Origin of the sequence: Streptomyces sp. NPDC048277 (assembly GCF_040652235.1) — a bacterium.
GTDB lineage: Bacteria > Actinomycetota > Actinomycetes > Streptomycetales > Streptomycetaceae > Streptomyces.
The window spans coordinates 471,526-496,826 of record NZ_JBEZLQ010000004.1 but is presented as its reverse complement, the minus strand read 5'-3'; the positions used below and the strand labels follow the sequence as shown (position 1 = coordinate 496,826).

The 25,301-nt window shown below is 71.9% G+C and carries 22 protein-coding genes and 1 pseudogene; 6 read left to right on the top strand and 17 right to left on the bottom strand.

Translation table 11 applies throughout. From position 1 onward, the window contains the following. Positions 1–58: 58 nt before the first annotated feature. Positions 59–1,327: an alginate lyase family protein gene (locus AB0D85_RS12585; protein WP_362317780.1), complete on the bottom strand. Its 1,269-nt coding sequence runs from the start codon at positions 1,325–1,327 to the stop codon at positions 59–61. Between the two features lie 140 nt (positions 1,328–1,467). Between AB0D85_RS12585 and AB0D85_RS12580 the strand changes: the two genes are divergently transcribed. Next, the gene (locus AB0D85_RS12580) at positions 1,468–2,847 is read left to right on the top strand and encodes a solute carrier family 23 protein (RefSeq protein ID WP_362317777.1); all 1,380 of its coding nucleotides are present in this window, start codon (positions 1,468–1,470) and stop codon (positions 2,845–2,847) included. On the opposite strand, the gene AB0D85_RS12575 is transcribed toward AB0D85_RS12580, so the two are convergent. Then, positions 2,826–3,926, bottom strand: coding sequence for a glycoside hydrolase family 6 protein (locus tag AB0D85_RS12575; protein WP_362318014.1), 1,101 nt, complete (start codon positions 3,924–3,926; stop codon positions 2,826–2,828). The genes AB0D85_RS12580 and AB0D85_RS12575 overlap by 22 nt on opposite strands. 149 nt (positions 3,927–4,075) lie before the next feature. Between AB0D85_RS12575 and AB0D85_RS12570 the strand changes: the two genes are divergently transcribed. Together AB0D85_RS12570 and AB0D85_RS12565 are read left to right on the top strand one after the other, a co-directional pair. Next, positions 4,076–4,762 (top strand): DUF5995 family protein, encoded by a 687-nt coding sequence (locus AB0D85_RS12570; RefSeq protein WP_362317774.1) that lies wholly within the window; start codon positions 4,076–4,078, stop codon positions 4,760–4,762. 94 nt (positions 4,763–4,856) lie between these two features. After that, a pseudogene (locus AB0D85_RS12565) lies at positions 4,857–5,669 on the top strand (LLM class F420-dependent oxidoreductase). Here the strand turns inward: AB0D85_RS12565 and AB0D85_RS12560 are convergent. The 10 genes from AB0D85_RS12560 to AB0D85_RS12515 all read right to left on the bottom strand — a co-directional run bounded on the left by AB0D85_RS12560 (position 5,666) and on the right by AB0D85_RS12515 (position 17,157). Next, positions 5,666–7,363 carry an NAD(P)/FAD-dependent oxidoreductase gene (locus tag AB0D85_RS12560; RefSeq protein WP_362317771.1) on the bottom strand — a complete coding sequence of 566 codons (1,698 nt, stop codon included), beginning with the start codon at positions 7,361–7,363 and terminating at the stop codon, positions 5,666–5,668. The pseudogene AB0D85_RS12565 and the gene AB0D85_RS12560 sit on opposite strands and share 4 nt — an antisense overlap. A gap of 51 nt (positions 7,364–7,414) precedes the next feature. Beyond that, positions 7,415–8,203: a carbon-nitrogen hydrolase family protein gene (locus AB0D85_RS12555; RefSeq protein WP_362317769.1), complete on the bottom strand. Its 789-nt coding sequence runs from the start codon at positions 8,201–8,203 to the stop codon at positions 7,415–7,417. A 145-nt stretch (positions 8,204–8,348) separates the two neighbouring features. Further along, complete coding sequence (locus AB0D85_RS12550) at positions 8,349–8,729, bottom strand: DUF742 domain-containing protein (RefSeq protein WP_362317766.1); 381 nt, start codon at positions 8,727–8,729, stop codon at positions 8,349–8,351. 7 nt (positions 8,730–8,736) lie between these two features. Continuing rightward, positions 8,737–9,264: a roadblock/LC7 domain-containing protein gene (locus AB0D85_RS12545; protein ID WP_362317764.1), complete on the bottom strand. Its 528-nt coding sequence runs from the start codon at positions 9,262–9,264 to the stop codon at positions 8,737–8,739. Further along, on the bottom strand, positions 9,254–11,638 hold the full coding sequence (locus tag AB0D85_RS12540; RefSeq protein WP_362317761.1) for a nitrate- and nitrite sensing domain-containing protein: 2,385 nt from the start codon (positions 11,636–11,638) through the stop codon (positions 9,254–9,256). Before AB0D85_RS12540 ends, AB0D85_RS12545 begins: the two co-directional genes overlap by 11 nt. 78 nt (positions 11,639–11,716) lie before the next feature. Further along, positions 11,717–13,183 carry an HAD-IA family hydrolase gene (locus tag AB0D85_RS12535; RefSeq protein ID WP_362317758.1) on the bottom strand — a complete coding sequence of 489 codons (1,467 nt, stop codon included), beginning with the start codon at positions 13,181–13,183 and terminating at the stop codon, positions 11,717–11,719. A 34-nt stretch (positions 13,184–13,217) separates the two neighbouring features. Continuing rightward, on the bottom strand, positions 13,218–14,294 hold the full coding sequence (locus AB0D85_RS12530) for an ABC transporter ATP-binding protein (RefSeq protein WP_362317755.1): 1,077 nt from the start codon (positions 14,292–14,294) through the stop codon (positions 13,218–13,220). 3 nt (positions 14,295–14,297) lie between these two features. Further along, complete coding sequence (locus AB0D85_RS12525; RefSeq protein ID WP_362317752.1) at positions 14,298–15,116, bottom strand: ABC transporter permease subunit; 819 nt, start codon at positions 15,114–15,116, stop codon at positions 14,298–14,300. Then, positions 15,101–16,000, bottom strand: a complete 900-nt coding sequence (locus AB0D85_RS12520) for an ABC transporter permease (RefSeq protein WP_362317749.1) — start codon at positions 15,998–16,000, stop codon at positions 15,101–15,103. The genes AB0D85_RS12525 and AB0D85_RS12520 overlap by 16 nt, the downstream gene beginning before the upstream one ends. Further along, complete coding sequence (locus tag AB0D85_RS12515) at positions 15,997–17,157, bottom strand: extracellular solute-binding protein (RefSeq protein ID WP_362317746.1); 1,161 nt, start codon at positions 17,155–17,157, stop codon at positions 15,997–15,999. The genes AB0D85_RS12520 and AB0D85_RS12515 overlap by 4 nt, the downstream gene beginning before the upstream one ends. A 210-nt stretch (positions 17,158–17,367) precedes the next feature. Between AB0D85_RS12515 and AB0D85_RS12510 the strand changes: the two genes are divergently transcribed. Next, positions 17,368–18,108 (top strand): GntR family transcriptional regulator, encoded by a 741-nt coding sequence (locus AB0D85_RS12510; RefSeq protein ID WP_362317743.1) that lies wholly within the window; start codon positions 17,368–17,370, stop codon positions 18,106–18,108. A gap of 183 nt (positions 18,109–18,291) precedes the next feature. Here AB0D85_RS12510 and AB0D85_RS12505 read toward each other — a convergent pair whose 3' ends face one another. The 4 genes from AB0D85_RS12505 to AB0D85_RS12490 all read right to left on the bottom strand — a co-directional run bounded on the left by AB0D85_RS12505 (position 18,292) and on the right by AB0D85_RS12490 (position 22,011). Then, positions 18,292–18,744, bottom strand: a complete 453-nt coding sequence (locus AB0D85_RS12505) for an Lrp/AsnC family transcriptional regulator (RefSeq protein WP_123978555.1) — start codon at positions 18,742–18,744, stop codon at positions 18,292–18,294. A gap of 306 nt (positions 18,745–19,050) precedes the next feature. Continuing rightward, complete coding sequence (locus AB0D85_RS12500; protein WP_362317738.1) at positions 19,051–20,493, bottom strand: GuaB1 family IMP dehydrogenase-related protein; 1,443 nt, start codon at positions 20,491–20,493, stop codon at positions 19,051–19,053. Between the two features lie 151 nt (positions 20,494–20,644). Next, positions 20,645–20,956, bottom strand: coding sequence for a barstar family protein (locus AB0D85_RS12495; RefSeq protein ID WP_362317735.1), 312 nt, complete (start codon positions 20,954–20,956; stop codon positions 20,645–20,647). 92 nt (positions 20,957–21,048) lie between these two features. Continuing rightward, positions 21,049–22,011 carry a Dyp-type peroxidase gene (locus AB0D85_RS12490; RefSeq protein ID WP_362317732.1) on the bottom strand — a complete coding sequence of 321 codons (963 nt, stop codon included), beginning with the start codon at positions 22,009–22,011 and terminating at the stop codon, positions 21,049–21,051. A 191-nt stretch (positions 22,012–22,202) separates the two neighbouring features. On the opposite strand from AB0D85_RS12490, the gene AB0D85_RS12485 reads away from it, so the two are divergent. Together AB0D85_RS12485 and AB0D85_RS12480 are read left to right on the top strand one after the other, a co-directional pair. Next, complete coding sequence (locus AB0D85_RS12485; RefSeq protein WP_362317729.1) at positions 22,203–23,504, top strand: MFS transporter; 1,302 nt, start codon at positions 22,203–22,205, stop codon at positions 23,502–23,504. 55 nt (positions 23,505–23,559) lie between these two features. Then, positions 23,560–24,147: a TetR/AcrR family transcriptional regulator gene (locus AB0D85_RS12480; RefSeq protein WP_362317726.1), complete on the top strand. Its 588-nt coding sequence runs from the start codon at positions 23,560–23,562 to the stop codon at positions 24,145–24,147. A gap of 52 nt (positions 24,148–24,199) precedes the next feature. Here AB0D85_RS12480 and AB0D85_RS12475 read toward each other — a convergent pair whose 3' ends face one another. Beyond that, the gene (locus AB0D85_RS12475) at positions 24,200–25,243 is read right to left on the bottom strand and encodes a sugar-binding domain-containing protein (RefSeq protein ID WP_362317723.1); all 1,044 of its coding nucleotides are present in this window, start codon (positions 25,241–25,243) and stop codon (positions 24,200–24,202) included. Positions 25,244–25,301 lie beyond the last annotated feature (58 nt).

The following is a 25,301-nucleotide window of genomic DNA, read 5'->3' as shown; positions in this document are numbered from 1 at the left end:
GAGCATCGGGTACGCCACCATCCTAAGCGAGCGCTCAGGAGCCCCTCCGTGGGTGCCCTCAGCCGGCGATCGAGTCCAGCTGCTCGGCGGCCGGCCGCAGCGTCCAGAGGTCGCCGCCGGGCGGGGCCTGAAGCAGTCGTACCGCCCGCCGGGCCGCCCGGTCGCCCGAGTCGGCCGCCGCGTGGACGACGTCGGCCGCCGCGTAGCGGTGGAACTCCAGCTCCGGATACGCCCAGGCGGCGGCCCCGGTGGCCGCGGGCAGCAGGTAGTCGACGGCCTTGGACAGGCTCTGTCCGTCCGGCCCCCGGTAGGCCCAGAGGTCCACCCCGACATGCCGGCCGATGGCCGCGAGCCGGGTGTAGGCGACCAGGTCGAAGGTGGAGTAGTGCCAGCTCCTGGTCCGGGCCAGCTCCTGCGGCTGGCTCCCGTCGGCGGCGATCTGCGGGTCGATCCGCCTGGCCCGCGCGTCCAGCACGGTCTTCTTCGCCAGCGCCTTGTCGCCGGTCGCGTAGGCGAGGGCGGCGAGCTGCATGTCGTAGAAGGTGCCGTGGTTGTTGGCGGCGGCGCCCTCCTCCTTGCCGAAGGCGCTGTCCTTCAGCCAGTCGAGGAAGTCGCTGTTCCAGCCGCGCATCCCGGCACGGTCCCCGGCGCTCCAGCCGGGCGCCCCGGTGCCGAGGATCGCCAGCGCGTCGACCACGCTCGTGTACGACTGGGAGAAGTCGATGATGCCGATGGACCGGCCGTCGTACTTGCACGGGATGAACTGGGCGTGGTTCAGGTTGGGGTTCATCCGGGTCGCCGGGTCCAGGAACCAGGTGCGCAGGACCTGCCCGGCCTTCTCGGCGTACTCCCGCCTGCCCGTGTAGTACCAGGCCAGGGAGAGGTCGTACGTCGAGTCGAAGACCTTCTCCACGTCCTGGCGGTCGGTGCCGCTGTCGACCTCGGGATTGCGCTGTCCGTCGCGCTGGACGTAGGGGCAGCCCCAGGGGTTGTCCGCGGTGGGTGTGGTGGTGGGCCACCAGTAGGGGGCCTGGCTCAGGTAGTCGTGGACGTCACCGCCGGGGGCGGGCTTCGGCTTGTCGACCACCGTCCAGGGGCCCTGGTCCAGCCAGGCGTCGGCGCGGGTCGTCAGGTCCTGGACAGCGCGGCGGAGTCGGGGGTCGCCGTGGTCGAGTTCGGCCCTGGTCCGCTGGAGGCGGGTGCCGTCGAGGACGGCGGTGTCCGGCGCCTTGGGGACCCCGGCCGTCGCATGGGCGGAGGGGACGAGGACGGCCCCGATGGCCGCCAGGGCCGTCAGGACGACGGCCGCGCGGGATCTTCCACTCATCGAGCACTCCGATCAGACGTGAGTCATCAATCAGATACGTGAACTCAGTTCATGAGTAGGACCGTGCGAGCGTAGGACCGCGAGGTAGCCGTGACAATGGTTCGGACCGATTTCACGTACGAGGAAAGCGAAGCCCCACCATGGATCTCGGCGTCCGCTGGAAACTGCACGGCGACGGGCGCACGCCCGCGCCCGGAGCGGTGGTACGCCCCGACGAGCGGCTCTCCTGGCCCCGCACGGTGGGCCTGGGCGCCCAGCACGTGGTCGCCATGTTCGGCGCGTCCTTCGTCGCCCCGGTGCTGATGGGTCTGAACCCCAACCTGGCGATCATGATGTCGGGTGTCGCGACCGTGATCTTCCTGCTCGCGACCCGGGGCCGGGTGCCCAGCTACCTGGGCTGTTCGCTGTCGTTCGTCGGCGTGGCCGCCGTCATCCGCGCGCAGGGCGGCAGCAGTGCCACCGTCACCGGCGCGATCTTCGTGGTCGGGGTCGCGCTCTTCCTGGTGGGCCTCGCCGTCCAGCGCTTCGGCGCCCGGATCATCCACGCCGCGATGCCGCCGATCGTCACCGGCGCGGTCGTGATGCTGATCGGCTTCAACCTCGCGCCCGTCACCGCCGCCACCTACTGGCCGCAGGACCAGTGGACGGCCCTGCTGGTGATGGCGTTCACCGGTCTGGCCGTCGTCTGTCTGCGTGGTTTCTGGTCACGTGTCGCGATCTTCCTCGGGCTGGTCTTCGGGTACGCCGTCTCGTGGGCCTTCGACCGGATCTTCGGCAAGATCCACTCCATGGGCCCGAGCGGCAAGGTCACCGACCACTGGCGCCTGGACCTCTCCGGTGTCGGCAAGGCCGACTGGATCGGCCTGCCGTCCTTCCACGGCCCGTCCTTCCAGTGGTCGGCGATCCTCGTCGCGCTCCCCGTCGTCATCGCCCTGGTCGCCGAGAACACCGGACACGTCAAGGCGGTCGGCGAGATGACCGGCGACCCGCTCGACGACAAGCTCGGTACGGCCATCTCGGCCGACGGCGTCGCCTCCATGCTGTCCACCGCCGTGGGCGGCCCGCCCAACACCACCTACTCCGAGAACATCGGCGTGATGGCCGCGACCCGCGTCTACTCCACCGCCGCCTACTGGGCCGCCGCCGGCTTCGCGCTGCTCTTCGGTGTCTGCCCCAAGTTCGGCGCGATCGTGGCCGCGATCCCGGGCGGGGTCCTCGGCGGCATCACGGTCATCCTCTACGGCATGATCGGCCTGCTCGGCGCCCAGATCTGGCTGCACGGCAAGGTCGATCTGCGCAACCCGCTGAACCTGGTCCCGGCGGCCGCGGGCATCATCATCGGCGTCGGCAACGTCAGCATGAAGTTCTCCGACACCTTCTCCCTCAGCGGCATCGCGCTCGGCACGCTGGTCGTCATCACCGGCTACCACGCCCTGCGTGCCATGGCCCCGGCCCACCTCAAGTCGCAGGAACCACTGCTGGACGAGGGCACCAGCTCCTACGACGACACCAAGTCGTAGGCGTACGACGGGGTGAACGTCCCGGCCCTGCCCTTGCAGCCGTCGGACTCCCCCGGCAGCTTGACCCACAGATAGGCGTCGATCCGCGCCCGGCCGGTGTCCAGGGTCGGGGCCCGGCCGATGCGCCGCCCCGCCGGATCGCACCAGGCGCCGTTCGCCGGGGCGCCGTTGCCGTTGCGGCTGGTGTCGATGACCGCGCCGAGGGAGGCCGGACCGCCGAGGGCGCCGAGGACCTGGCGGTCGTAGGCGATCTCGTCCCGCGTGGTCTGGAAGTTGGAGACGTTGCTGAAGACGCCGTCGGAGAAGGCGGACGCGGCTCCGGCCTGCTTCAGCAGGGCCGCCTGCCGGGCCGGCGGGTTCCAGCCGGAGTGACCGGCGTCGTAGTAGACGCGCGCCCTCGGGTTCGCCGACTTCAGTACCCGGCCCGCGCGGGCCAGCGAGGCGAACCGCCGGGCGCGGCCGGCCGCGGAGAGACAGCCGGACTGGGCGACCGAGTCCGGCTCCAGGACCACGATCACCTCGCCGGAGCCCAGCCCCCGTGCGAAGGCGTCGATCCAGCCGTCGTACGCGGTGAGATCCGGCGCCCCGCCGTGCGAGGCCCCGCCGCAGTCCCGGTCCGGGATCACGTACGGCACCAGCACCGGGACCCGGTCCTGCGCGGCGGCGGCCGAGGTGACCGCGCGGACCCGCGAGGTGATGGCCGCCGGTGCGAAGTCGGCGAACCACACGGCGGCCGGCCGGTCGGCGATGCGGTTCCCGATGACGGCGGCGCGCGGATCGTCCGGGTGGGCGCGGACCCAGTCGGCGGCCTGGGAGCCGGGGTGGCGGTAGAGAAGGGGCGACCGCTGCCCGTCCAGGGTGGGAGCCGGGCTCACCGCGGTCCTCGCCGGGGACGGTGCCCGCGATCGGGCGGGCGTCACGGAGCCGGACGGTGCGAGGACCCGCGGAGTCGATGTCGCCCCGTACGTCACCACGGGCCGGGCCTTTCCCGCGGCCCCGCCGCCGCCCTCCTCGCCGAGGGCCGAGAGCATCCCGGTCACGGTCCCGACGGCGGCCACGACCGAGGCGACGGCCAGCATGACCGCCCGCTTCCCGTCGCCCCGCCGTCGGGCGTGCAAACCGGCCACGCTGTACTCCCCCCTCGCGCACGACGGGTACGTTCCCCCGTTCCGGGGAAGCGCCGGGCCCGTCGGCACGCGCGTCGGCCAAGGGCTGGGACCCTTCCCCCATGGCGCAGTCGCAACACCTCACCGCTCCGGTCGACACCGTCGTCTCCCGGATGCGCGCCCTCGACGCGGCCCTGCCCGAGCGGGACGGGATCGCGGTCTTCAACCGTGTCTACCTCGCCGTCACGGAGGAGGTCGAACGGCGCCTGGACGCGGGCCGGTTCACCGATCCGAGGGCCGCGGCGACCCTGGACGTGCGGTTCGCGGAGCGGTACCTGGCCGCCGTCGAGGCGGAGGCGGACGACCACCGTCCGCCGGCCTGCTGGCGCCCGCTGTTCCAGTTCCGCCGCCATCCCGGCGTACGGCCGCTGCAGTTCGCGCTCGCGGGTATCAACGCGCACATCGGGCACGACCTGGCGCTGGCCGTGGTGGACGCCTGTCGTACGCTCGGCTGCGAACCGGCCGACCTGGAGGACGAGTTCGACCGCGTGGGCGAACTCCTCGGCTCGCTGGAGGAGCGCATCCGCGAGGACCTGATGCCGGGGCCCGACCTGCTCCAGATCGCCGATCCGCTGACCCATCTGCTGGGCTCCTGGAGCCTGGAGCGGGCCCGGGACGCGACCTGGTCGGCGGCGCGGGCGCTGTGGGCACTGCGCCGGTTCGACGACCTCGTCGAGGAGTTCACCGAGCGGCTGGACGCGGCGGTCGGCTTCGCGGGCCGCATGCTGCTCACTCCGCTGCGCGACTGAGGTGGCCTGATCCGATCGGCACACGCGCCGCATCGGAATCCCCGTGTGATCGCCTCACGTTGACGGACGCACCCGACTGCATAGGAGCACCGGTATGACGACTCGGCTCGGTCTCAGTCTTCCCCAGATGCGGCGGTAGTCCCTCGGCACGGACGTCCCCGACGTGTACCGCAACGTGGCGGACCCGCTGGTCACCCTCACACTCGCCGCCGCGGCCACCGAGCGGGCCCGGCTCGGCAGCAGCGTGCTGGTGGCACCGCTGCACGTCCCCTTCCAACTGGCCAAGGCGCTGGCCTCGCTGGACGCGGCGAGCGGCGGCCGGGTGATCGCGGGCCTGGGCACCGGCTGGTCGCTCGACGAGTACGCGGCCTCCGGTGTACGTCCGTTCGAGGAGCGCGGCAAGGTGCTCGACGAGACCATCGACGTGTTCCGTGCGGTGTGGGGCCCCGACCCCGTGCGCTACGACGGGCGGCTCACGAAGATCGCCTCCGCGGTGGTCGGCCCCAAGCCGGCGCGGCCGATCCCGATCCTGCTGGCCGCGAACACCGGGAAGGCCCTGCGCCGGCTGGTCGACCACGCGGACGGCTGGCTGCCGGTGGGCATGGGCGTCGAGCAGCTCGCGGCACAGTGGCAGGAGCTGCGGGACCTGGCGGCCGACCGAGGCCGCGAGGAACCGATCCAGACAGTCCTGCGGGTCAACGCCCTGTACACGGCCAAGGCCCACGACGGCGCCGACCGCCAGCCGTTCCAGGGCAGCGTCGACCAGATCGTCGAGGACCTGGTGGCCCATGCGGCGGTCGGCCTGGAGGAGATCCTGATCGACCTCCAGAGCACCCCGCGGGACGCCCGGGAACTCAAGGACGTCGCCGCCGAGGTGTACGAGAAGGCGCGGGCGGCCGGGGTCTAGTCCTCCGGCAGTTCGACCGGCGCGATCTCCTCGTAGACGTCGCCCGGACCGGGGTTGGCCGTGTCGGTCTCGCCTCCGAAGTGGTGCATGACGCCCCAGACCGCGTTCAGCGCGGTCTGGACGGCGCCCTCGGCCCAGCCCGCCGTCCAGGAGATGTCGTCGCCGGCGAGGAAGATGCCCCGCTTGTCCGCGGGCAGCCGGTCCTGCATGAAGTGCGTGAACAGGCGCCGCTGGTAGCGGTAGTGGCCGGGCAGGTTGGCCTTGAACGCGCCCATGAAGTAGGGCTCGTTCTCCCAGGACACGGTCACCGGGTTGCCGATGACGTGCTTCCTGATGTCGACCTTGGGATAGATCTCGCGGAGCGACTTCAGCATGACCTCCATCCGCTCGTTCGCGGACAGCGGGAGCCACTTCAGGCTGTCGTCGCACCAGGTGTAGGAGAGGCAGATGACGGCCGGCCTGTCCGGTCCGTCGTCGAGGAGGTAAGTCCCGCGCGTCATACGGTCGGTGAGCGTCATCGACATGACGTCCCGGCCCGTCTGCTCGTCCTTGTCCAGCCAGAAGGGCCGGTCGACGGGCACGAACAGCTTCGAGGACTCCATGTAGTGGGTGCGCTCGATCGCGGTCCAGTGGTCGATCGGGAAGAGCGAGTCGTCGCAGGCGATCTTCGAGAGGAGCATCCAGGACTGGGCGGTGAAGACGGCCGCCCGGTACGTCCGGATGTCACCGGCCGCGTCCGTCACCGTGATCCGGTTGCCGGTGGTGCGGTGCAGCCGGGTCACGGCGGGGCGCGGACTCCCGTCGGTGTGCAGGGACTTCAGCGAGGTGCCGTACGCCCAGTGCACGATCTTCTCCGGCTCGCGTTCCCAGAGCCGGACCGGGAGCTGCTGGCTGCCGCCGACGATGCCGCGGTGGTGGTCGTCGGCCTCGGTGTAGACGACCCGCAGGATCTCCAGGATGGAGTTGGGGAAGTCGGTGTCCCAGCCGCCCGTGCCGAAGCCGACCTGGCCGAAGATCTCGCGGTGCCGGAAGGACCGGAAGGCCTCGGAGTCGCAGAGGAAGCCGTAGAAGGTCTGGTTGTCGAGCTTCTCGACGAGCTTCGCCCAGATCTCACGGATGCGCGGCACGTCCCGCTCGCGCATGGCGCGGTTCATGTCGGAGAAGTCGGCGCCGTCTTCGAGGCACTTGTTCCAGGCGGCGGCGACATCGCGGTAGACCTGCGGCAGGTCGTCGACCGTCTCGGCGTAGTGCGACTCGCCCTTGAGGTCGACGACGGTCGAAGGGGTCACCTCCGCGAGGGGGTTGGGGAACGGGCGGGTCTCGAGGCCCACCAGGTCGATGTAGTGCTGGAGCGCGGTGGAGGAGGGCGGGAAGCGCATCGCGCCCATCTCGGCGGTGAGCGAGGGGTCGCAGCCCTCGAAGCCGACGGTGCGCAGCCGTCCGCCGATCTCGTCGGCCTCGTAGACGACCGGCTTCAGGCCCATCTTCATCAGCTCGTAGGCGGCCACGATGCCGGACAGGCCGCCGCCGATCACCGCGACCTCGGTGCCGTGCTCGCCGGCCGGGATCTGGCCGAGGCCCGCCGGGTGGGCGAGGAAGTCGTCGTAGGCGTACGGGAAGTCCGGGCCGAACATGGTGATCGGCGGCTGCTGCTCGTCTGCGTGCTCGACGGCGTTGGGCACGGTGGACGTCATGGGGTACGGACTCCTTGCGGCATGCGTGAGGAACAGCGGGGAGGGGAGGGATCAGGCCAGGGACCCGTAGAGACCGGGGCGGCGGTCCTTCAGATACGGGTTCGCCTCGCGGGAGGCGGCGAGGAGGGCGGGGTCGACGTCGGCGAGGACGAGTTCCTCACCGCGGCCGGCGCGGGCGCGGGCGACCCCGTCGGGGCCGGCCAGTGTGGAGAGGCCGAAGAACTCGAACTCGCCTTCCTGGCCGATCCGGTTGGCGTAGGCCACGTACATCTGGTTCTCCCAGGCCCGTACCGGGACCAGGGACTCGGCGACGAGCTCGAACGGGTGCATGTTCGCCGTCGGGACGAGGAGCAGGTCGGTGCCGGCCAGGGCGTGGGCGCGGACGGGCTCCGGGAACTCGACGTCGTAGCAGATCATGATCCCGACGGTGAGGCCGTTCAGCTCGGCCTGGACGACCGGCTGGTCGCCCGCGGTGAAGTGGTCCTGCTCGAAGCCGCCGAAGAGGTGGGACTTGCGGTAGTTCGCGAGCCGGGTGCCGTCGGCGGAGATCAGCTGGGCGGAGTTGTGGACGGTGTCGCCGTCGCGCTCCGGGTAGCCGTAGGTGATCGCCAGGCCGTGGCGATGGGCCAGCTCCGCGATCGCGTCCGCGCTGTCGCCGTCGGCGGGCTCGGCGAGGCGGGCGATGTCGTCGCCGATCGCGTAGCCGGTCAGGAACATCTCCGGGGCGAGGAGCAGTGCGGCGCCCGCGGCGGCGGCACGGCCGGCGGCCTCGTCGAGCACCTTGAGGTTCTCGACGGTGGAGCCGGGGCGGCCGGAGTTCTGGAGCAGGGCGGTGCGCATGCGGGGTCCTCACCGGTACGGAGGGGGTCTGGGGCCATTTAGACCGTACGGTCGGCGGGCCGGGCCCGACAAGAAGGAGCCGTTGCGTGCCGGTGAGCGGTTCGTTGCGTGATACGGAGGTCGGGCGGCGATTCGTTGCACGCGGTCAGAGCTCCCGCAGCCGCTCCACGATCTCCTTCAGCAGCTCGGGGTCGGCGGCGGGTCCGGTCGGCTCCAGCCGGCGCGGCCGGTCGATGCGGACCAGGCCGGCCTCGGCGAGATCGCCGAGCAGGACGCGTACGACGGTGAGCGGCAGGTCGGCGTCCGCGGCGAGCTCGACGACCGGGCGGGCGCCGCGCCGCACGAGGGCGAGCAGGGCGGCGCGGGCATGGTCGACATCCGGCTGGGCCGGGTCCGTGTCCAGGGCCGTGACCTGGGACATCAGATCGATGGTGTGCCGTCCGGACGGCTCGGTACGGCCCCGGGTCACGGTGTAGGGGCGGACCAGCGAGCCGGTCTCGTCCTCGTACCAGTGCTCGTCGCTCACCGCGGTGTCAGGGGGCCGAGCGGGTGGCCGCGTCCAGGTGGCTGCCGAGCCTGCGGACGAGCAGGGCCATCTCGTGGGCCAGCTGGCCGACATCGGTGCGGACGTCGCTGAGGACGGCGAGCCGGCTGCCGTGCCCGGCGGGGGTGACGAAGAGGTAGGCGTCGTCGAGCATCACCATGGTCTGCCGCACCTCCCCCGCGCCGAACCGGTCGCCCGCGGAGCGGGCCAGGCTGTGGAAGCCGGAGCAGACGGCCGCGAGATGCTCGATGTCGCGCCGCCGCATGCCGTCCGAGTTGCTGAGCGCAAGCCCGTCGGCGGTGAGCAGCACGGCCTGCCGGACATGATCGGTCCGGGCGACGAGATCATCGAGGAGCCACCCGAGATCACTACCGGGCCGGCCACCGGGCCCTGGGTCGACGGGGGCCTGCGGACCGGGGGCAGAAGCGGAGGCGGAGATGGACGCCGAGGCCGAGCCGGGGGCCGACGGCGAGGCCGGGGTCGGGTCTGGTGGCTGGGGCTGGTGGTCAGTGGGCATCGTCGGCGCGCGTCCCTTCCTCGGTGTGGTCCGGCTTCTCCGGCCCGGTCGGCACTCCCCTGCGGCCCCGGTCCAGGCCTCGTTGGAAGGCACCGAAGACCGCCCGCATCTCGTCGGCGTCCAGGTCACGCGCCTCGCCGCGAACCGGCTCCGTGCGCAGCTCAGGGGCGAGGGAGGTCTGGCGGACGCGGGTGGGCAGGGCCGGGGGCGGGGCCGTGCCGGGAATGGGGGCCTCGGTCAGGCCCGGCCGGGGGCCCGTGGCATGGCCCCCGGCCGAGCCGGCCGGTGCCGACGCGCCCGGTCCGCCGGGTGCCGAGGCCTCCCCGGTGACCGTCCTACCGCCGTGGGGCGGCAGGACGCCGACCGCCGATTCGGGGCGGCTCTCCACACGCGTCGGCAGACGCCCGGGTTCCTCCGCGGACGCCTGCCGTCCCCGCTCGCCGCCCCGGCGGCCGCTCTCCGGCTCCACCTCCGCCAGCACCGACCCCGGCAGCAGCACCACGGCCGTCGTCCCGCCGTACGGCGACGGCCGCAGGGTCACCTCGATGCCGTGCCGGGCGGCCAGCCGGCCCACGACGTACAGGCCGAGCCGGTCGTGGCGGGTCGGGTCGAAGGCGTCGGGGTCGGTGAGGGTGCGGTGGGCCTCGGTGAGCTGGTCGGCGTCGAGGCCGAGGCCCCGGTCGTCGATCTCCAGGGCGAAGCCCTGGCCCACCGCGGCGGTGCGCAGGGTGACCTGGGTGTGCGGCGGCGAGAACACCGTGGCGTTCTCCAGCAGTTCCGCGACCAGGTGCACGACGTCGGCGACCGCGTCCGCCGCGACCCCGACCTCGGGCATCGGCGGCACCACGACCCGCGGGTAGTCCTCGATCTCGCCGACGGCCGAGGACACCACGTCGGCGAGCGGCACGGGCCGCCGCCAGCGCCGGCCGGGGGTCGAACCGGAGAGGATGATCAGGCTCTCGGCGTGCCGCCGCATCCGGGTGGTCAGATGGTCGATACGGAACAGCTCGCCCAGGATCACCGGGTCGTCGGTGCGCCGCTCCAGGGTGTCCACCAGTTTCAGCTGGCGGTGGACGAGGGCCTGGTTGCGGCGCGCGATGTTGAGGAGGACCGCGAACAGGCCTCTGCGGAGGGTGGCCTGGGTGACCGCGGCCTCGACGGCGGCGAGCCGCGCCCGGTTGAACGACCGGCCGACGTCCCCGATCTCGTCGTCCCCGGCCTCCCCGGCGGCCAGCGGTGGCGCCTCGGTGACCGCGTCGACGTGCTCACCGGCACTCAACCGCTCCACCAGGGAGGGCAGTTGGCGTGCGGTCAGCAGGTCGGCCGCGTCCCGCAGGGTTTCCAGGCGGCGCGAGATACGGCGTGCCCCGCGCCAGGCGAACCACAGCGAGAGGCCGACCGCGGCCAGCCCGGCCACGCCGACGACGGCCGCCTTGGTCAACTCCCGGTAGGCGAAGGCCCGTCCGCGCGCGCCGGAGTTCTCCGCCGACCTGGTGCACAGCAGCATGTACTGCTTCACGGCCCGGTCGGTGGTCGACCGCCAGGTGTCCGCGGCAACGGCCGCACCGGCCCGGTCCGCACCCGCCCGCAACAGCGCGTCCTCGCCGCTCACCAGCGACCGGTACAGCTGCCCGCGCTGGAAATCCTCGAACAGTGCCCGTGAGTCCGACGGCAGGTCGGGGACATAGGTCCGCTCGAAGACGCGTCGGTCCTCGATCGTCGCGGTGAGGGTGTCGTACTGCCGGTCGGTGAGCCGTCCGGCGGCCCGCGCCCCGGCGACCAGGGCGTCCTCACGTGAGACGAACTCCCGTACCCGCACCAGTTCGATGACGACCTGCGACTCACGGGCCAGTTGCCCGGCCTGGAGGGCGGTGAGGGTGGACTCGACGTCGAAGCCGGGCTCGACGAGGGCGCTGTAGTCGGCGACCGCGCTGTCCCAGGAGGTCTCCCGGGACAGCACCCGTTCGCGCAGTTTCTCCAGCTTGCCGGTGGCGGTCACCATCGCGTCCAGCGTCTCGCGCTGCCGGTCGCTGAGCCGGCCGCGGTCACCGTGCTGGATCGCGTCCCGCATGGCGTCCACCGCCCGGTCGGTGCGCCGCTGCTGCGCGAGCAGGTCGGCGGCGGCCGCCGTGTCGAGCCGGGCGCCCAGATAGGCCGCCGACAGCCGCCGTTCGATCTGGATCTGCCCGACGGCCGTGTCGACGGGGGTGCCGAAGTCGTCGTACACCCCCTGGAGCCGGATCAGCGCGCGCAGTTCGGCGGTGACGGACACCATGGCGAAGCTCCACAGCACCGTCAGCGCGACGACCGGGGCGAGCGCGAGCGCCACGATCCGCGCACGGACGGTGGTGGGACGGCCGAGGGGCCAGCGCATGGATTACCTGCCGGTGTTACCAGTCAGTAAGGAGCCCGCACAACCTACGGGATCCCCACCCCGACCACAATGGTTACCTCAGGTAATCGGTGGCTGGGGCACCATGGCGAACGTTGTCACGACGGCCGCGTGGTCGGAGGGCCAGTCGTTGTCCGCAACCTCGGGCCAGGGCGCCGGAGTTCCGCTGACGTGGGTCCGGGAGTCGACCACGCGCAGCCCCCTGTGCAGCACGTAGTCGATCCGGTCCTGCGGCTCGGGCCGCCCGCTGCCGTCCTCGTGGACGGGATGGATCGGCGACCAGGTGTGCCCGGGCGCGGCGGCCGGGTCCGGGTGCGCCTCCCGGTAGGAGTCCCGGAACCCCGCCTCCTCCGCCGCTCTCGTCACCGGCCATGCGACCTCCGGCCAGTCCAGGTGCGAGGGGCAGTTGAAGTCCCCTGTCAGCACCACCGGCACTTCACCGTCCCCGATCCATCGCAGCGCCTCCCCCATCTGCCCGAGCCGGACCTCCTCGTGGGCGATCAGCCCGGCGGCCGCGAGCCCGTCGAAGTGGAACTCGTAGGGCCCGTACGGCGTGTAGTGCAGATGCGCCGTCCAGATGTCGACCTCGCGTCCGGGGCGTACGGCGATCCGCACCCCGCCGGCTCCGTAGAAACCGACGTCCGGGTCGCCGAGGCGGGCGGTGATCGGGTACCGGCTGATGATCCCGAGGTTCTCGCCGGCCGCGTGGTGGTGCCAGCCGAGGGCCTCGGCGAGTTCCCGGGCGCTGGTCCCGGCGGTCTCCTGGAGGCCGACGACGTCCGCGCCCGCGTCGAGGATCGCCTTGACCTGCTTGGCGCGGTGGTCGTCGATCCGGCTGCCGCCGAGCCACAGGTTCCAGGACATGACCCGCAGTTCCGGTACGGCCATCGCGCTCAGCTCCTTCGGAGTGACCCCGACGAGGGTGTCCCGGACGGTCCGGCCGGGGGCGCTGCCGATCGGTGCCAGCGAGGGTACGGCCAGCACGGCGCAGCCGGCCGCCTCGGCGGAGGCGACCCCGGTCTCGGTGTCCTCGACGGCGACACAGGCCCCGGGTTCCACACCGAGGGCGCGGCAGGCGGCGAGGTAGGGATCGGGGGCGGGTTTGGTGCGCCCGGTGTCGTCGGCGGTGACGGAGACGGCGAACCGGCCGGCCCCGAGGGCGTCGAGCACGAGGTCGGCGACCGCGCGTGGGGACGCGGTGACCAGGGCGGTGGGGACATCGGCCGCGGCCAGCGCGTCCAGCAGGTCGAGGGCGCCGGGGCGGGGCACGATGCCGGTGCGGACGCGGTCCGCGAACTCCCGGTGCAGCACGGCCGCGAGGCCGGCGGCCGACCCGCCGGTGGCGGCCGCCAGCCACTCGGCGGTGTGCTCCACCGGACGGCCGAGCACCTCCGGCTCGTCCGCCTCGGTGAGCGGGCGTCCGGCGATCTGTTCCACCGCCTCCCACCACAGTCGCTCGGTGTCGACGAGCGTTCCGTCCATGTCGAACAGGACGGCCTGGAGGGGGAGTCGTGGGTGGGGGGTCACGTTGTTGTCGTTCCTCACTTCGGAAGGGGTTTCCTCACTGCTGCGTACGGTCGGCCACCAGCACGGGCCGCTCGGGCAGCGACACGCTCACGGCGGATCCGGCGCCCAGTTCGGCGGCGTCGTGGGCGGGCAGGTCGGCCTTGGCCTCGGTGCCGTCGGCGAGCCGTACGGTGACCCGGACGACCGCGCCCAGGAAGGCGGTGGCGACGACGGTGGCCGTACCGGTCCCGTCCCCGCGCACCTGGACCGCCTCGGGCCGCACCAGGACGTCGACCTCGGCGGCGCCCGGCGCCTGCCCGTCGATGGGCAGCCGCTGCCCGAGCACCTCGACCGAGCCGTCCTTGACCGTCCCCGGGATCCGGCTCATCGTGCCGACGAACTCGGCGACGAAGGCGGTGGCCGGACGGCCGTACAACTCGGCGGGTTCCGCGCACTGTTCGAGCTGCCCGGCGCGCATCACGGCGACCCGGTCGGCGACGGACAGCGCCTCCTCCTGATCGTGCGTCACGAACAGGGTGGTGATGCCGAGTTCCTGCTGGAGCCGGCGGATCTCCTCGCGGAGCGACAGCCGCACCTTGGCGTCCAGCGCGGACAGCGGCTCGTCGAGCAGCAGCACGCGGGGCCGCAGGGCGAGGGCGCGGGCGAGCGCGATGCGCTGCTGCTGGCCGCCGGAGAGCTGGTGCGGAAACCGCTCCCCCTTGTCGCCGAGCCCGACCAGCTCCAGCAACTCGGCGGCCCGCGCCCGGCGTTCACCGGTCCGCACCTTGCGCATCCGCAGCCCGAACGCCACGTTGTCGACGGCGTTCAGATGCGGGAAGAGGCTGTACGACTGGAAGACCATCCCGGCGTCACGGCGGTGCGCCGGGACGTGGGTGACGTCCTCGCCGTCCACCAGCACCGCGCCGGAGTCTGGGTGTTCGAACCCGGCGAGCATGCGCAGCGCGGTGGTCTTGCCGCAGCCGGACGGGCCGAGCAGCGCCAGGAACTCCCCCGGCCGGACGGTCAGGTCGAGTCCGTCGAGGGCGACGGTGGTGCCGAACTCCCGTCGCAGTGCGCGGAATTCGACGGTGGCGGCCTTTTCAACGGCCTTCTCGGGCGTGCTGACACTCATGGTTCATCCCCGGGAGGAAGCGGTTCGGTCGCGGCCGCCGGCACCGGCGAGCGCGAGGAGCAGGGCCCAGGTCACCAGGAGACTGAGCACGGACACGGCGACGGACATCTGGGCCTGCGAGCCGCCGACGTTGTAGATCCACACGGCGAAGGGCTGGTAGCCCAGCAGCCGGGCGACGGTGAACTCACCGAGCACCAGCGCCAGGGTGAGGAAGGACGCGTTGAGCAGCGCCCCGCGCAGATTGGGCAGGACGGCCCGGACCAGGGCCTGCGGCCACGAGGCGCCGCAGCTGCGGGCGGCCTCGACGAGGGTGCGCACGTCGATCGCGCGCAGTCCGGCGTCCAGCGCGCGGTAGACGAAGGGCAGTGCCATCACGACGTAGGCGAGGACGAGCACGACCGGGAAGGTCGGGTTCTGGACGGCGACGAACGTCTCGAACAGCGGGGTCCGGGACAAATAGTCGGGGCCCCACTTCAGCACGGTGACGATGCCGGCCACGAACGCGATCGGCGGCACCACCAGCGGCAGCGAGCAGACGATCTCGACGACCGGCCGCAGCCTGGGCGCGCTGAGCCGCAGGGCCACCACGGCGGGCACCATCAGCAGCAGCACGACGGCGATGGTGGCGAGGGCCAGCTCCAGCGAGAGCAACAGGCTGGAGACGAAGCCGTCGGCGGAGACGATCTGGGTGTAGGCGTCGAAGGTGACGCCCTGGCCGGGCACGTCCACCGTGAAGAGGACGGAGGCGCCCAGCGGGACGAGGAAGTAGAGGGCGGCCAGGCCGAGGACGGCCCAGCGCCAGGGGGTCAGGCGTCGAGCCATCGGGCGCTCCGTCGTTGCAGGGGCAGGTACACGGCCATCACCAGGCCCGCCACCAGCACCATGTCCAGGCTCAGGGCGAGGGCCACGTTCTCCTGGCCGACCAGGACGTTGCCGGAGAGGGCGTCGGCGATCTGGAGGGTGACCAGCGGGACCGCGCTGCCGACCATCGCGGCGGCGGTGGCGTAGGCGGCGAAGGCGCTGCCGAAGAGCAGCACGAGTCCGCCGAGCAGCGAGGGCGCGAGCACGGGCAGCGCCACGAACCGCCAGTACTGCACGCCGGTGGCGCCGTTGTTGAGCGCGGCCTCCCGCCACTGGGAGCGCAGTCCGTCCAGGGCCGGGGTGATGGTGAGGACCATCAGCGGGATCAGGAAGTACAGGTAGACGAGCACGAGCCCCCAGAAGCTGTACAGGTCCCAGCCGTGGTCCGCGAGCCCGAGGTGCGTGGTGAGCACACCGGCGTTGCCGAGGGTCGCCACGAACGCGAACGCCAGCGGCACACCGCCGAAGTTGGCGAGCACACCGGAGGCGGTGAGCACGGCCTCGCGCAGCGCCCGGGAGCGCGAGCTGACGACGGCCTGCGCGAGCGGCAGACCGAGGACGGCGGCGATGAGGGCGGAGAGCGCGGACAGCTTCACGCTGCCGACGAGGGCGGTGAGGTACGGCCCCTGGAGCGAGTCGCTGAGATTGCTCGCGGTGTACGAACTCACCCCGCTGGTCGGGTCCTTGACCGTGAAGGCGCCGTTCAGCATGGCCACGGCCGGCAGCCCGAAGGCGACGGCCGTGAAGGCCAGCAGCGGGACGACGGCGAGCCAGCCGGGGGCGCGGCGCCGCCGCTTCTGGGAAGCGGCGGACACCACGTCGGCCCGCGTGAGCGTGGTCGTCATCCGGAGACGGCCTTCGACCAACCGGACGAGAGGACCGTCTTGGCCTTTTCCTGCTGGGCCTCGGTCGGGAAGGTCGGCGTACCGGTGACCGCGGGGAGCTTGGCGGCGGCGGTCTTGTCGAGCGTGCCGGCCGTCTCCATCGAGGACATCAGGACCGGGCGGGCGTAGCCCTTGAGCCACAGGTTCTGGCCCTCGGTGCTGTACAGGTACTCCTGCCACAGGCGGGCGGCCGCCGGGTGCGGGGCGTCCTTGTTGATGGCCTGGGAGTAGTACTGGGCGTACTGGCCGTCGCTCGGGATGGACACCTTCCAGTCGACGCCCTTGGACTTGAACTCGTCGGCGTACCCGGCGTTCAGGTAGTCCCAGTCGATGGAGATGGGCGTCTCGCCCTTCTCGACGGTGGCCGGGGTGGACTCGACGGGCGTGTAGTTGCCGTTCTTCTTCAGCTTGGCGAAGAAGTCCAGGCCGGGCTGGATGTCGTCGAAGGAGCCCTTGTTGGCGAGCGCGGCCGCGTACACGCCCCCGAAGGCCGAACCGGACTTGGTCGGGTTGCCGTTGAGGGCGACCTGGCCCTTGTACTGCGGCTTGAGCAGGTCGGCGAAGGTGGTCGGGCAGGTCTTGACGCGCTTGGCGTCGCAGCCGATGGAGATGTAGCCGCCGTAGTCGTTGTACCAGCGGGCCTGCGGGTCCTTCTGGCCGGTGGCGATGTCGGCGTACGAGGTCACCTTGTACGGCGCGAGCAGCCCCTGCTGGGCCGCGCTGAGCGCGAACGACGAACCGAGGTCCAGGACGTCCGGCGCCCGGTCCTGGCCCTTGCGCGAGGTCACGGCGTTGATCTCGTCCTGGCTGGAGCCGTCGGGGCTCTCGTCCTCGATCTTGATGCCGTACTTCTTCTTGAAGCCGTCGATGATGGCGCCGTAGTTCGCCCAGTCACGGGGCACGGCGATGATGTGCAGCGTGCCCTCCTTCTTGGCGGCGGCGATCAGCTTGTCCATGCCGCCGAGGTCCGCGGCGGAGGTGGCGGTGGCGGCGCTCTTGCCGCCGGAGGTGGTGGACGACGCGTTGTCGGGAGCGGCGCCGCAGGCGCTCAGGGCGAGCGCGGCAACGACGGCGAGGGAGCCGCCGAGGACGGCGGTTCTCGGCAGGGACACGGTCACGGTCTCTCCAGGAGTACGCACGAGGGTGGAACTTGTCTGAACAAGTTGGCCCTAGTACGCCCGCCGTGGGTGTCGCGAACGTGAACACGGCGATAACCCTGACCCCCGGTTCCCTGCACAGTCTTGACCGGATCGAGGCTGACACGAATCACTTGAGCACGTCGATTAGGCTGGTCACGCTGTGCACAGCGGTCTACTCAGAGGGGAAGCATGACGGCGCGACACGAGGAGATCGCCGACGAACTGCGGCGGGCCATCGACCGCGAGGAGTACACCGTCGGCAGCCGGCTGCCCTCGGAGACGGAGCTCGCCACGCAGTACGGCGTCTCGCGCGGCACGGTCCGCCAGGCCGTCGCGGCACTCACCGCCGAGGGGCTGATCGGCTCCCGGCAGGGCGCCCGCCGGGTGGTGCTGGCCAGCCGTCGCAGCCAGAGCTTCGCGGAGTTGCGCAGCTTCGCCCAGTGGGCGAAGGCGATGGGCCGCGAGGCGACGGGCCACGTGGTGTCCCAGGAGTACCGGCCGGCCACGCAGGAGGACGCCGTACGCCTCCAACTGGCGCTCGGCACGCCCGTGTTGCATGTGCTCCGGGTACGCGGACTGGACGGCGAGCCGGTGCTGCTGGAGCGGACGGTGTACGCCGACTGGATCGCCCCGGCGGTGGAGTCGATAGAGCCGGACTGCCCGTCGGTGACGCAACGCCTGTACGAGACCACGGGGTTGGTCTTCGCGTACGGCGAGCATGTCATCGACGCGGTCGCCTGCGGCGCGCGGGACGCCGAATTGCTGGGGGTGCGCCGGTCGAGTCCGCTGCTACGGGTGCGGCGGGTGACGACGACGCGGGAAGGCCGGCCGGTGGAGTGGTCGGACGACCGGTACCGCTCGGACGCGGTGAGTTTCAGTGTGCACAACTCCATCGGGAGCAACGCGCTGGCGCGGAAGACCGCGGAGTAGAGCTCGGGGTGCGCTGTCCGATGCCGGGTGCGGCTCCGGTGGGGGCTGGTCGCGCAGTTCCCCGCGCCCCTGGGTTGGCCGCGCCGCCGCATCCCTAGGGGCGCGGGGAACTGCGCGACCAGCCACACACCACCCGCACCCGGCACTCCACCGCACCGCCCGAGCTCTACTCCGCGCTGTCACTCACCCCGGCGCACCGGAAGAGAACCGCCTCAGCAGCGGCGACAGCACCAGCACCGACTTGGTCCGCTCCACGAACGGCTCCCCGGCGATCCGCTCCAGCACCCTCTCGAAGTGCCGCATGTCCGACGCGAAGACCTGCACGATCGCGTCGGCCTCGCCGGTGACCGTCGACGCGGCCACCACCTCCTGGTACCGCTCCAGCCCCCGCTGGATGGTCTCCGGGGACGTGTTGCGCCGGCAGTAGATCTCGACGAACCCCTCCGTCTCCCAGCCGAGGGCCGCCGGGTCGACCCGCACGGTGAACCCGGTGATCGCCCCGGTCGCGCGCAGCCGGTCCACGCGCCGTTTCACCGCGGGCGCGGACAGGCCGACCAGTTGCCCGATGTCCGCGTAGGAGCGGCGGGCGTCCTCGGCGAGGGCGTGCACGATGCGTTCGTCGAGATCGTTCAGCAAGGGGTCGTTCAGCTCTCAGATGGTGCAGGACGGGACCGGCGGCAGCCGTACCCGAAGTAGAACACGAGCGACGGGCCACGACGGACCCACGCCCGAGTACGGCGCCACCGGCGAAGCAGGTAGGGCCTGTCCGGCGGATCAAGTCGCAGGAAATCGGCGGCGACTCATCGGTGCCGGTGAGCGGGGCATGGTGCGTGCAGCTGCAAGGCGGAGGAGGGCGTCGACGCGGAGCGTCGGCAACCGACGACAACGCCGCAGATGGGCGTGCCATGCCCCGCGTCTGCGGCATGATCCGCCGGACAGGCCCTAGCTCCAGCTGGCGTGCAGCGGCTTGCCCTCGGCGTAGCCGGCCGCGCTCTGGATCCCCACGATCGCCCGCTCGGCGAACTCCTCCAGCGACGCCGCGCCCGCGTACGTGCACGACGACCGCACCCCGGCGATGATCGAGTCGATCAGGTCCTCCACACCCGGCCGCGCGGGATCGAGGTACATCCGGGACGTCGAGATGCCCTCCTCGAACAGCGCCTTGCGGGCCCGGTCGTAGGCCGACTCGTCGGACGTGCGGTTGCGCACCGCCCGCGCCGACGCCATGCCGAAGGACTCCTTGTACAGCTGCCCGTCGGCGTCCTGCTGAAGGTCGCCCGGCGACTCGTACGTGCCCGCGAACCAGGAGCCGACCATCACGTTGGACGCGCCCGCGGCCAGCGCCATCGCGACGTCACGCGGGTGCCGGACACCACCGTCGGCCCACACGTGCTTGCCGTACTTCCTCGCCTCGGCGGCGCACTCCAGGACCGCCGAGAACTGCGGGCGGCCGACGCCGGTCATCATGCGGGTCGTGCACATGGCACCGGGGCCCACACCCACCTTGATGATGTCCGCGCCCGCGTCGACGAGGTCCTTGACGCCCTCGGCGGAGACGATGTTGCCGGCCACGATCGGCACCTGCGGGTCGAGGTCGCGGACCAGCTTGATCGCGCTGATCATCGACTCCTGGTGGCCGTGCGCGGTGTCGATGACGAGCGTGTCCACACCCGCGTCGAGCAGCTGCCTGGCCTTCTCCACGAAGTCGCCGTTGATGCCGACGGCCGCGGCGACACGCAGCCTGCCGTTCGCGTCGGTCGCCGGGGTGTACAGGGTCGCGCGCAGGGCGCCCTTGCGGGTCAGGATGCCGGCGAGCTTGCCGTCCCGGTCCACCGCCGGGGCGTACCGGCGGTTGGCCCCGTCGAGCTTGTTGAACGCCTCGCGCGGGTCGATGTCCGCGTCGAGCAGCAGCAGGTCACGGGACATGACCTCGATGAGCTGGGTGAAGCGGTCGACGCCGGTGAGGTCGCGGTCGGTGACGACACCGACGGGGCGGCCGTCCTCGTCGACGACCACACCGGCGTTGTGCGCGCGCTTGGGCAGCAGGGCCAGCGCGTCGGCGACGGTCTGGTGCGGGGCGAGCACGATCGGGGTGTCGAGGACCAGGTGGCGGCTCTTCACCCAGGTGATGACATCGGTGACCACGTCGATCGGGATGTCCTGCGGGATGACGACGAGTCCGCCGCGCCGGGCCATCGTCTCGGCCATCCGCCGGCCCGCGATCGCGGTCATGTTGGCGACGACCAGCGGGATCGTGGTGCCCGTGCCGTCCGGCGAGTTGAGGTCCACGCCCTGCCGCGAGCCGACCGCGGAGCGGCTCGGCACCATGAAGACGTCGTCGTACGTCAGGTCGTACGCGGGCTGGATGTCATTGAGGAAACGCACGTGCCGCACATCCCAGTCGATCAGAGGTGACCCCCGGACCGGCCGGCCAAGGGGAAGAGCACGTACTTCATTGTCCCATGGCGACCGGTATGTGATGCCCGGGACGAACATCCAGGCAGGTCAGCGGCGGTTCAGAGGAACGTCCAAGGCGTCAGCCGAGAGCCAGGGCCACGGTCAGGGCGGGTTCGTCGCCGGCCGCCTGCGCGAAGACGTCCTGGGCGACCTGCCACTCGTCCGGACGGCTCCGCGCGTACCCCTGCCAGCCGGTGACGACGACGAGGAGGCCCCGGTCCACGGCCTCCGGCGGCCAGACCGAGGGGTCGCGGAGGCTGTCGGCGAGGGCGTCCCAGTTGCGGCCGAACCAGTTGGGCAGACCCAGGGCGGAGACGGCCCGGTCCATGAGGGCGGCCTTGTCGGCGACCCCGTCCAGATCCAGGGTGACCAGATACGGACTCGTCGTCATCTCAGCACCGTCCGGGGGGAGTTGTACGGATCACCGGTGCAGTAGATCCCATCACCGGGCCGGGTGACAACGCGGCGCCCGCGGGCATCTCGTCACCCCTCCCCGCCGGCGCCGGGAGCCGCGGGCAGATCGTCGAGGAAGTCCGCCGACGGCACGTGGAAGAGCGTTCCGGTGACCGCCGTGGAGAAGTCGAGGATCCGGTCGTGGGTGGCGTCGGGGGTGCCCAGGAACATGTTGTGCAGCATGCGCTCGATGACGTCCGGCGTACGGGCGTACCCGATGAAGTAGGTGCCGAACTCGCCCTGCCCGGGGCTGCCGAAGGGCATGTTGTCGCGCAGGATCTTCTGCTCCTCGCCGTCCGGTCCGGTGACCGTGTTCAGGTCCTTGTGGGAGGCCGGCTCGTCCAGTTCGATGTTGGTGGCCTTCGTACGGCCGATGATCCGCTCCTGCGTCTCGACCGGCAGCTCGTTCCAGGCGTCCAGGTCGTGGACGTACTTCTGCACGATCACATAGCTGCCGCCGGCGTGCGCGGGGTCCTCCCGGCCGATCAGGACGGCCTTGCGGGCGGCGGCGCCGACCGGGTTCTCGGTGCCGTCGACGAAGCCCAGCAGGTCGCGGGCGTCGAGGTACCTGAAGCCCCGTACCTCGTCCTCGACGGTCACCGCGTCGCGCAGCCGGCGCATGATCTCGGCGGCGAGCGCGAAGCACAGGTCGAACCGGGTGGCCCGGATGTGGAAGAGCAGGTCGCCGGGGGTGGCGACCGCGCTGTGCCGGGGGCCGTCCAGGGGCCGGAAGGGGTGCAGACCGGCCGGACGGGGATGGTCGAACAGGCGGTCCCAGGCGGCGGAGCCGATCCCCGCCACACAGCTCAGGGCGGCTTCCGGCGCACCGAAGCCGAAGCTGCGCCGCAGCCCGCCCAGATCACCCAGCACGTCCCGTGCCTGCTCCTCGCCCCCGGGGCGGACGGTGACCACCAGGAAGATCGCGGCGGTGGTCAACGGGCCGAGCACCGGCTGTGGTTCCGCTCCGGGCACGGGCTGGGGTCCAGTGGTCAACGCGTCCTCCAGGTCCGATGGCGCTCGGTCTGTCGTACACATACTCGGGGTCCGTGGAAGATTTTTCACGACGACGGAATAGACAGACCTGTCTAGGTGCTTGACCGTGCAAGGCAAGCAGACAGACCGGTCTACCCAGTCCAGACCTCCGAACCGACGCTCTTCGGCCCCGTCCCCGCGAAGGATCTCCGATGAACCACCCCGCACCGCACGAGCGCACCGAGCGCTCCGAGCGCTCCAAGGCAGCGCGCAAGCCGATCCCGCCCCGTGCGGCGTTCTACGTGCTCGCCTCCGTCGTCGTCTCCTTCCTCGCCGCCTCCAGCGCGCCCACCCCGCTGTACGCGACCTACCAGGCCGCCTGGGGATTCACCCCGATCACCACGACCGTCGTCTTCGGCATCTACGCGATCGCCGTCCTCTCCGGCCTGCTGGTCCTCGGAAAGCTCTCCGACCACGTCGGCCGCCGCCCGGTGCTGATCGCGGCGATCGCCGCCCAGGCCGCCGCGATGCTGGTCTTCTCCACCGCCTCGGGCGTCGGCGAACTGCTCGTCGGCCGCATCGTGCAGGGCCTGTCCACCGGTGCCGCGCTCGGCGCGGTCGGCGCCGCGATGATGGACATCGACCGCTCGCGCGGCACGGTGGCGAACGCCTTCGTGCCCGGACTGGGCACCGCGACCGGAGCCCTGGTCAGCGGTTTCGTCGTGCAGTACCTGCCCGCCCCCACGCACACGATCTATCTCGCCCTGCTCGGCGTGTTCGTGGCCCAGGCCGTCGCCGTCACGCTGATCGACGAGACGGTCACCCGGCAGCGGGGCGCCCTGGCCAGCCTGGTGCCCGAGATCAGGCTCCCGCGCACGGTCCGCGGCGCCGTCCTCGCCACGGCCCCCGTCATGTTCGCCGTCTGGGCGCTCGCCGGGTTCTACGGCTCCCTCGGCCCCGCTCTGGTCCGCACCCTGGTCGGCTCCACCTCCGCCGTCTACGGCGGCCTGGGCCTCTTCGTTCTGGCGTTCGTGGCGGCAAGCTCGGCCCTCGCCCTGCGCAAGGCCGCGGCGACCACTGTGATGTACACCGGCATCGCGGCGCTCATCGCCGGGGTGGCGCTCACCCTGGTGGCCGTCGACCGGAGCGCACCGGTCCTGTTCTTCGTCGGCACCGCCGTGGCCGGCCTCGGGTTCGGCAGCGGCTTCCAGGGCGGCATCCGCACGGTGATGCCGCTGGCCAGGCCGCATGAGAGTTCGGGCGTGCTGTCCCTGCTCTTCGTCGTCTCCTACCTCGGCATGGGTGTCCCCTCCGTCCTCGCCGGGGTGCTGGTGGTGCACGGCGGCGGGCTGCTGCCGACCTCCGAGGAGTACGGCGCGGTGGTCATCGCCCTGGCGCTGCTGGCCCTCGCCGCCCTGCTGCTGCGCGGCAGGCCGCAGAGCGCGCCCGGGGTGCTGGTGGCCTCCGGAGGCTCGCCGGCCGTCGAGGCCGAGCGGGTGGGCACCTCCGGGTGACTGAGTAGACCGGTCTGGTCAGCCGTAGACTGCGAGTGTCGAGAAGGTGAGTGGCATGACGAAGGCGTTGAGTGCCAAGGCCCCCACCGCCCGGGAGCGGCTGCTCTCGGCGGCGAACGAGCTGTTCTACGCGGAGGGCGTGCAGACGGTCGGTATCGACCGGATCATCGAGCACGCCGGGGTCGCCAAGGCCTCGCTGTACAACACCTTCGGCGGCAAGGAAGAGCTCATCCGCGCCTACCTCGGCTCCCGGCACGCCAAGCTGAGCGAGCGGCTGCTGCGCGGTGTCGACGCCGCCGACACCCCGCGGGACCGGCTGCTGGCCGTCTTCGACGCGCAGGCCGAGCTGTTCGCCGAGGACAGCTACCACGGGTGCGCCTTCGTGGCGGCCAGCGCGGAGGCCAAGCACGGCAGCGCCATCGAAGAGGCCTCCGACGCCTACCGCGCCTGGGTCCGGGCCCTGTTCACCGGCCTCGCCCGGGACGCCGGCGCCCCGGACCCCGAGGCCCTCGGCCGCCGGCTGCACCTGCTGTACGACGGGGGCGCACTGTCCGCGCGGATGGACCGCGACCCGTCGGCGGGCGTCGTCGCCCGGCAGACGGCCGCGGTCCTGATCGACGCGGCACTGGCCGACGGTTCCTGAGGAGCGCCGCGGCAGCGTTGTCAGCGCTGCCGCGGCGGTGCCACGTTCTCCGTCAGGAGCCGTCCGGGTCGGAGCGGTTCAGCGTCGGCTTGGGCGTCGGCCCCGTCGTCATCAGATAGTCGGCGGCCGAGGTGTCGGTGACGAGGCTGGTGACCAGCCCCGACCGCAGCACCGCGTCGATGGCGGCCGCCTTGCGCTGCCCGCCCGCGATCGCGACGACCTCGGGGATCCGGCGCAGCTGGTCGGCCTTGACCGTGATGCACCGCTCCCCCAGGTCCCGTCCGACCCGGCGGCCGTCGGCGTCGAAGAGGTGCGCGGCCATCTCGGCGGCGACCCCGAGCGTGGCGTAGTGCGCCCGCTCCTCGTCGCTGAGCATGTCGTGCACCGTGGAGATGCCGGGCTCCCAGGAGCCGATGGAGACACAGGCGACCGTGACCTTGTCGAAGTACTCGAAGGCCCGGGCGATGCCCGTCTGGTTGCGCAGCGCGGCCGCGGTGGCCGCGTCCGGCAGCAGCATCGGCGCGTAGATCGGGTGGGCGTCGCCGCCCGACACCTGGGCGGCGCGCCGCACGGCCTCGACCGAGCCGCGCTCGGAGGTCCCGGCGTCGTACACACCCGTCAGCTGCACGACCGTGCACGGTGGCAGCCGGTCGAGCGCCGCCGCCATGTGGATGGTGGACCGGCCCCAGGCGAGGCCGAGCACATCCCCCTCGTTGACGAGCTCACCGAGCAGGTCCGCGGCGACTTCGCCGAGGTTCTCCGGGTCCGGTGTCTCCTCGGCCTCGGCCGGGGACTCGACCACCACGGCGTGCCGCAGGCCGTAGCGGGCGCGGAGCGCGTCGGAGCGCTCGGCGTCCAGTTCGGCCGGCACACGGATCTCGATGCGTACGAGATCCCTTTCGAGGGCAGTCTCCAGTACCCGGGCCACTTTGAAGCGGCTGACGCCGAACTCCTCAGCGATCTGGATCTTGGACTTGCCCTCGAGGTAGAAGCGGCGGGCCATGGCCGCCGCCTGCACCAGCTCAGCGGGTCCCATCCGCATGGCTGACCGGCCCGCCGACATACCCGACACGGCCATCTCCTCACTGCTGTTCACACTCTGGATACGCCGTTCATCCTTGCAGATCCGGCGCACTTGATCAGCCCTGATCGGA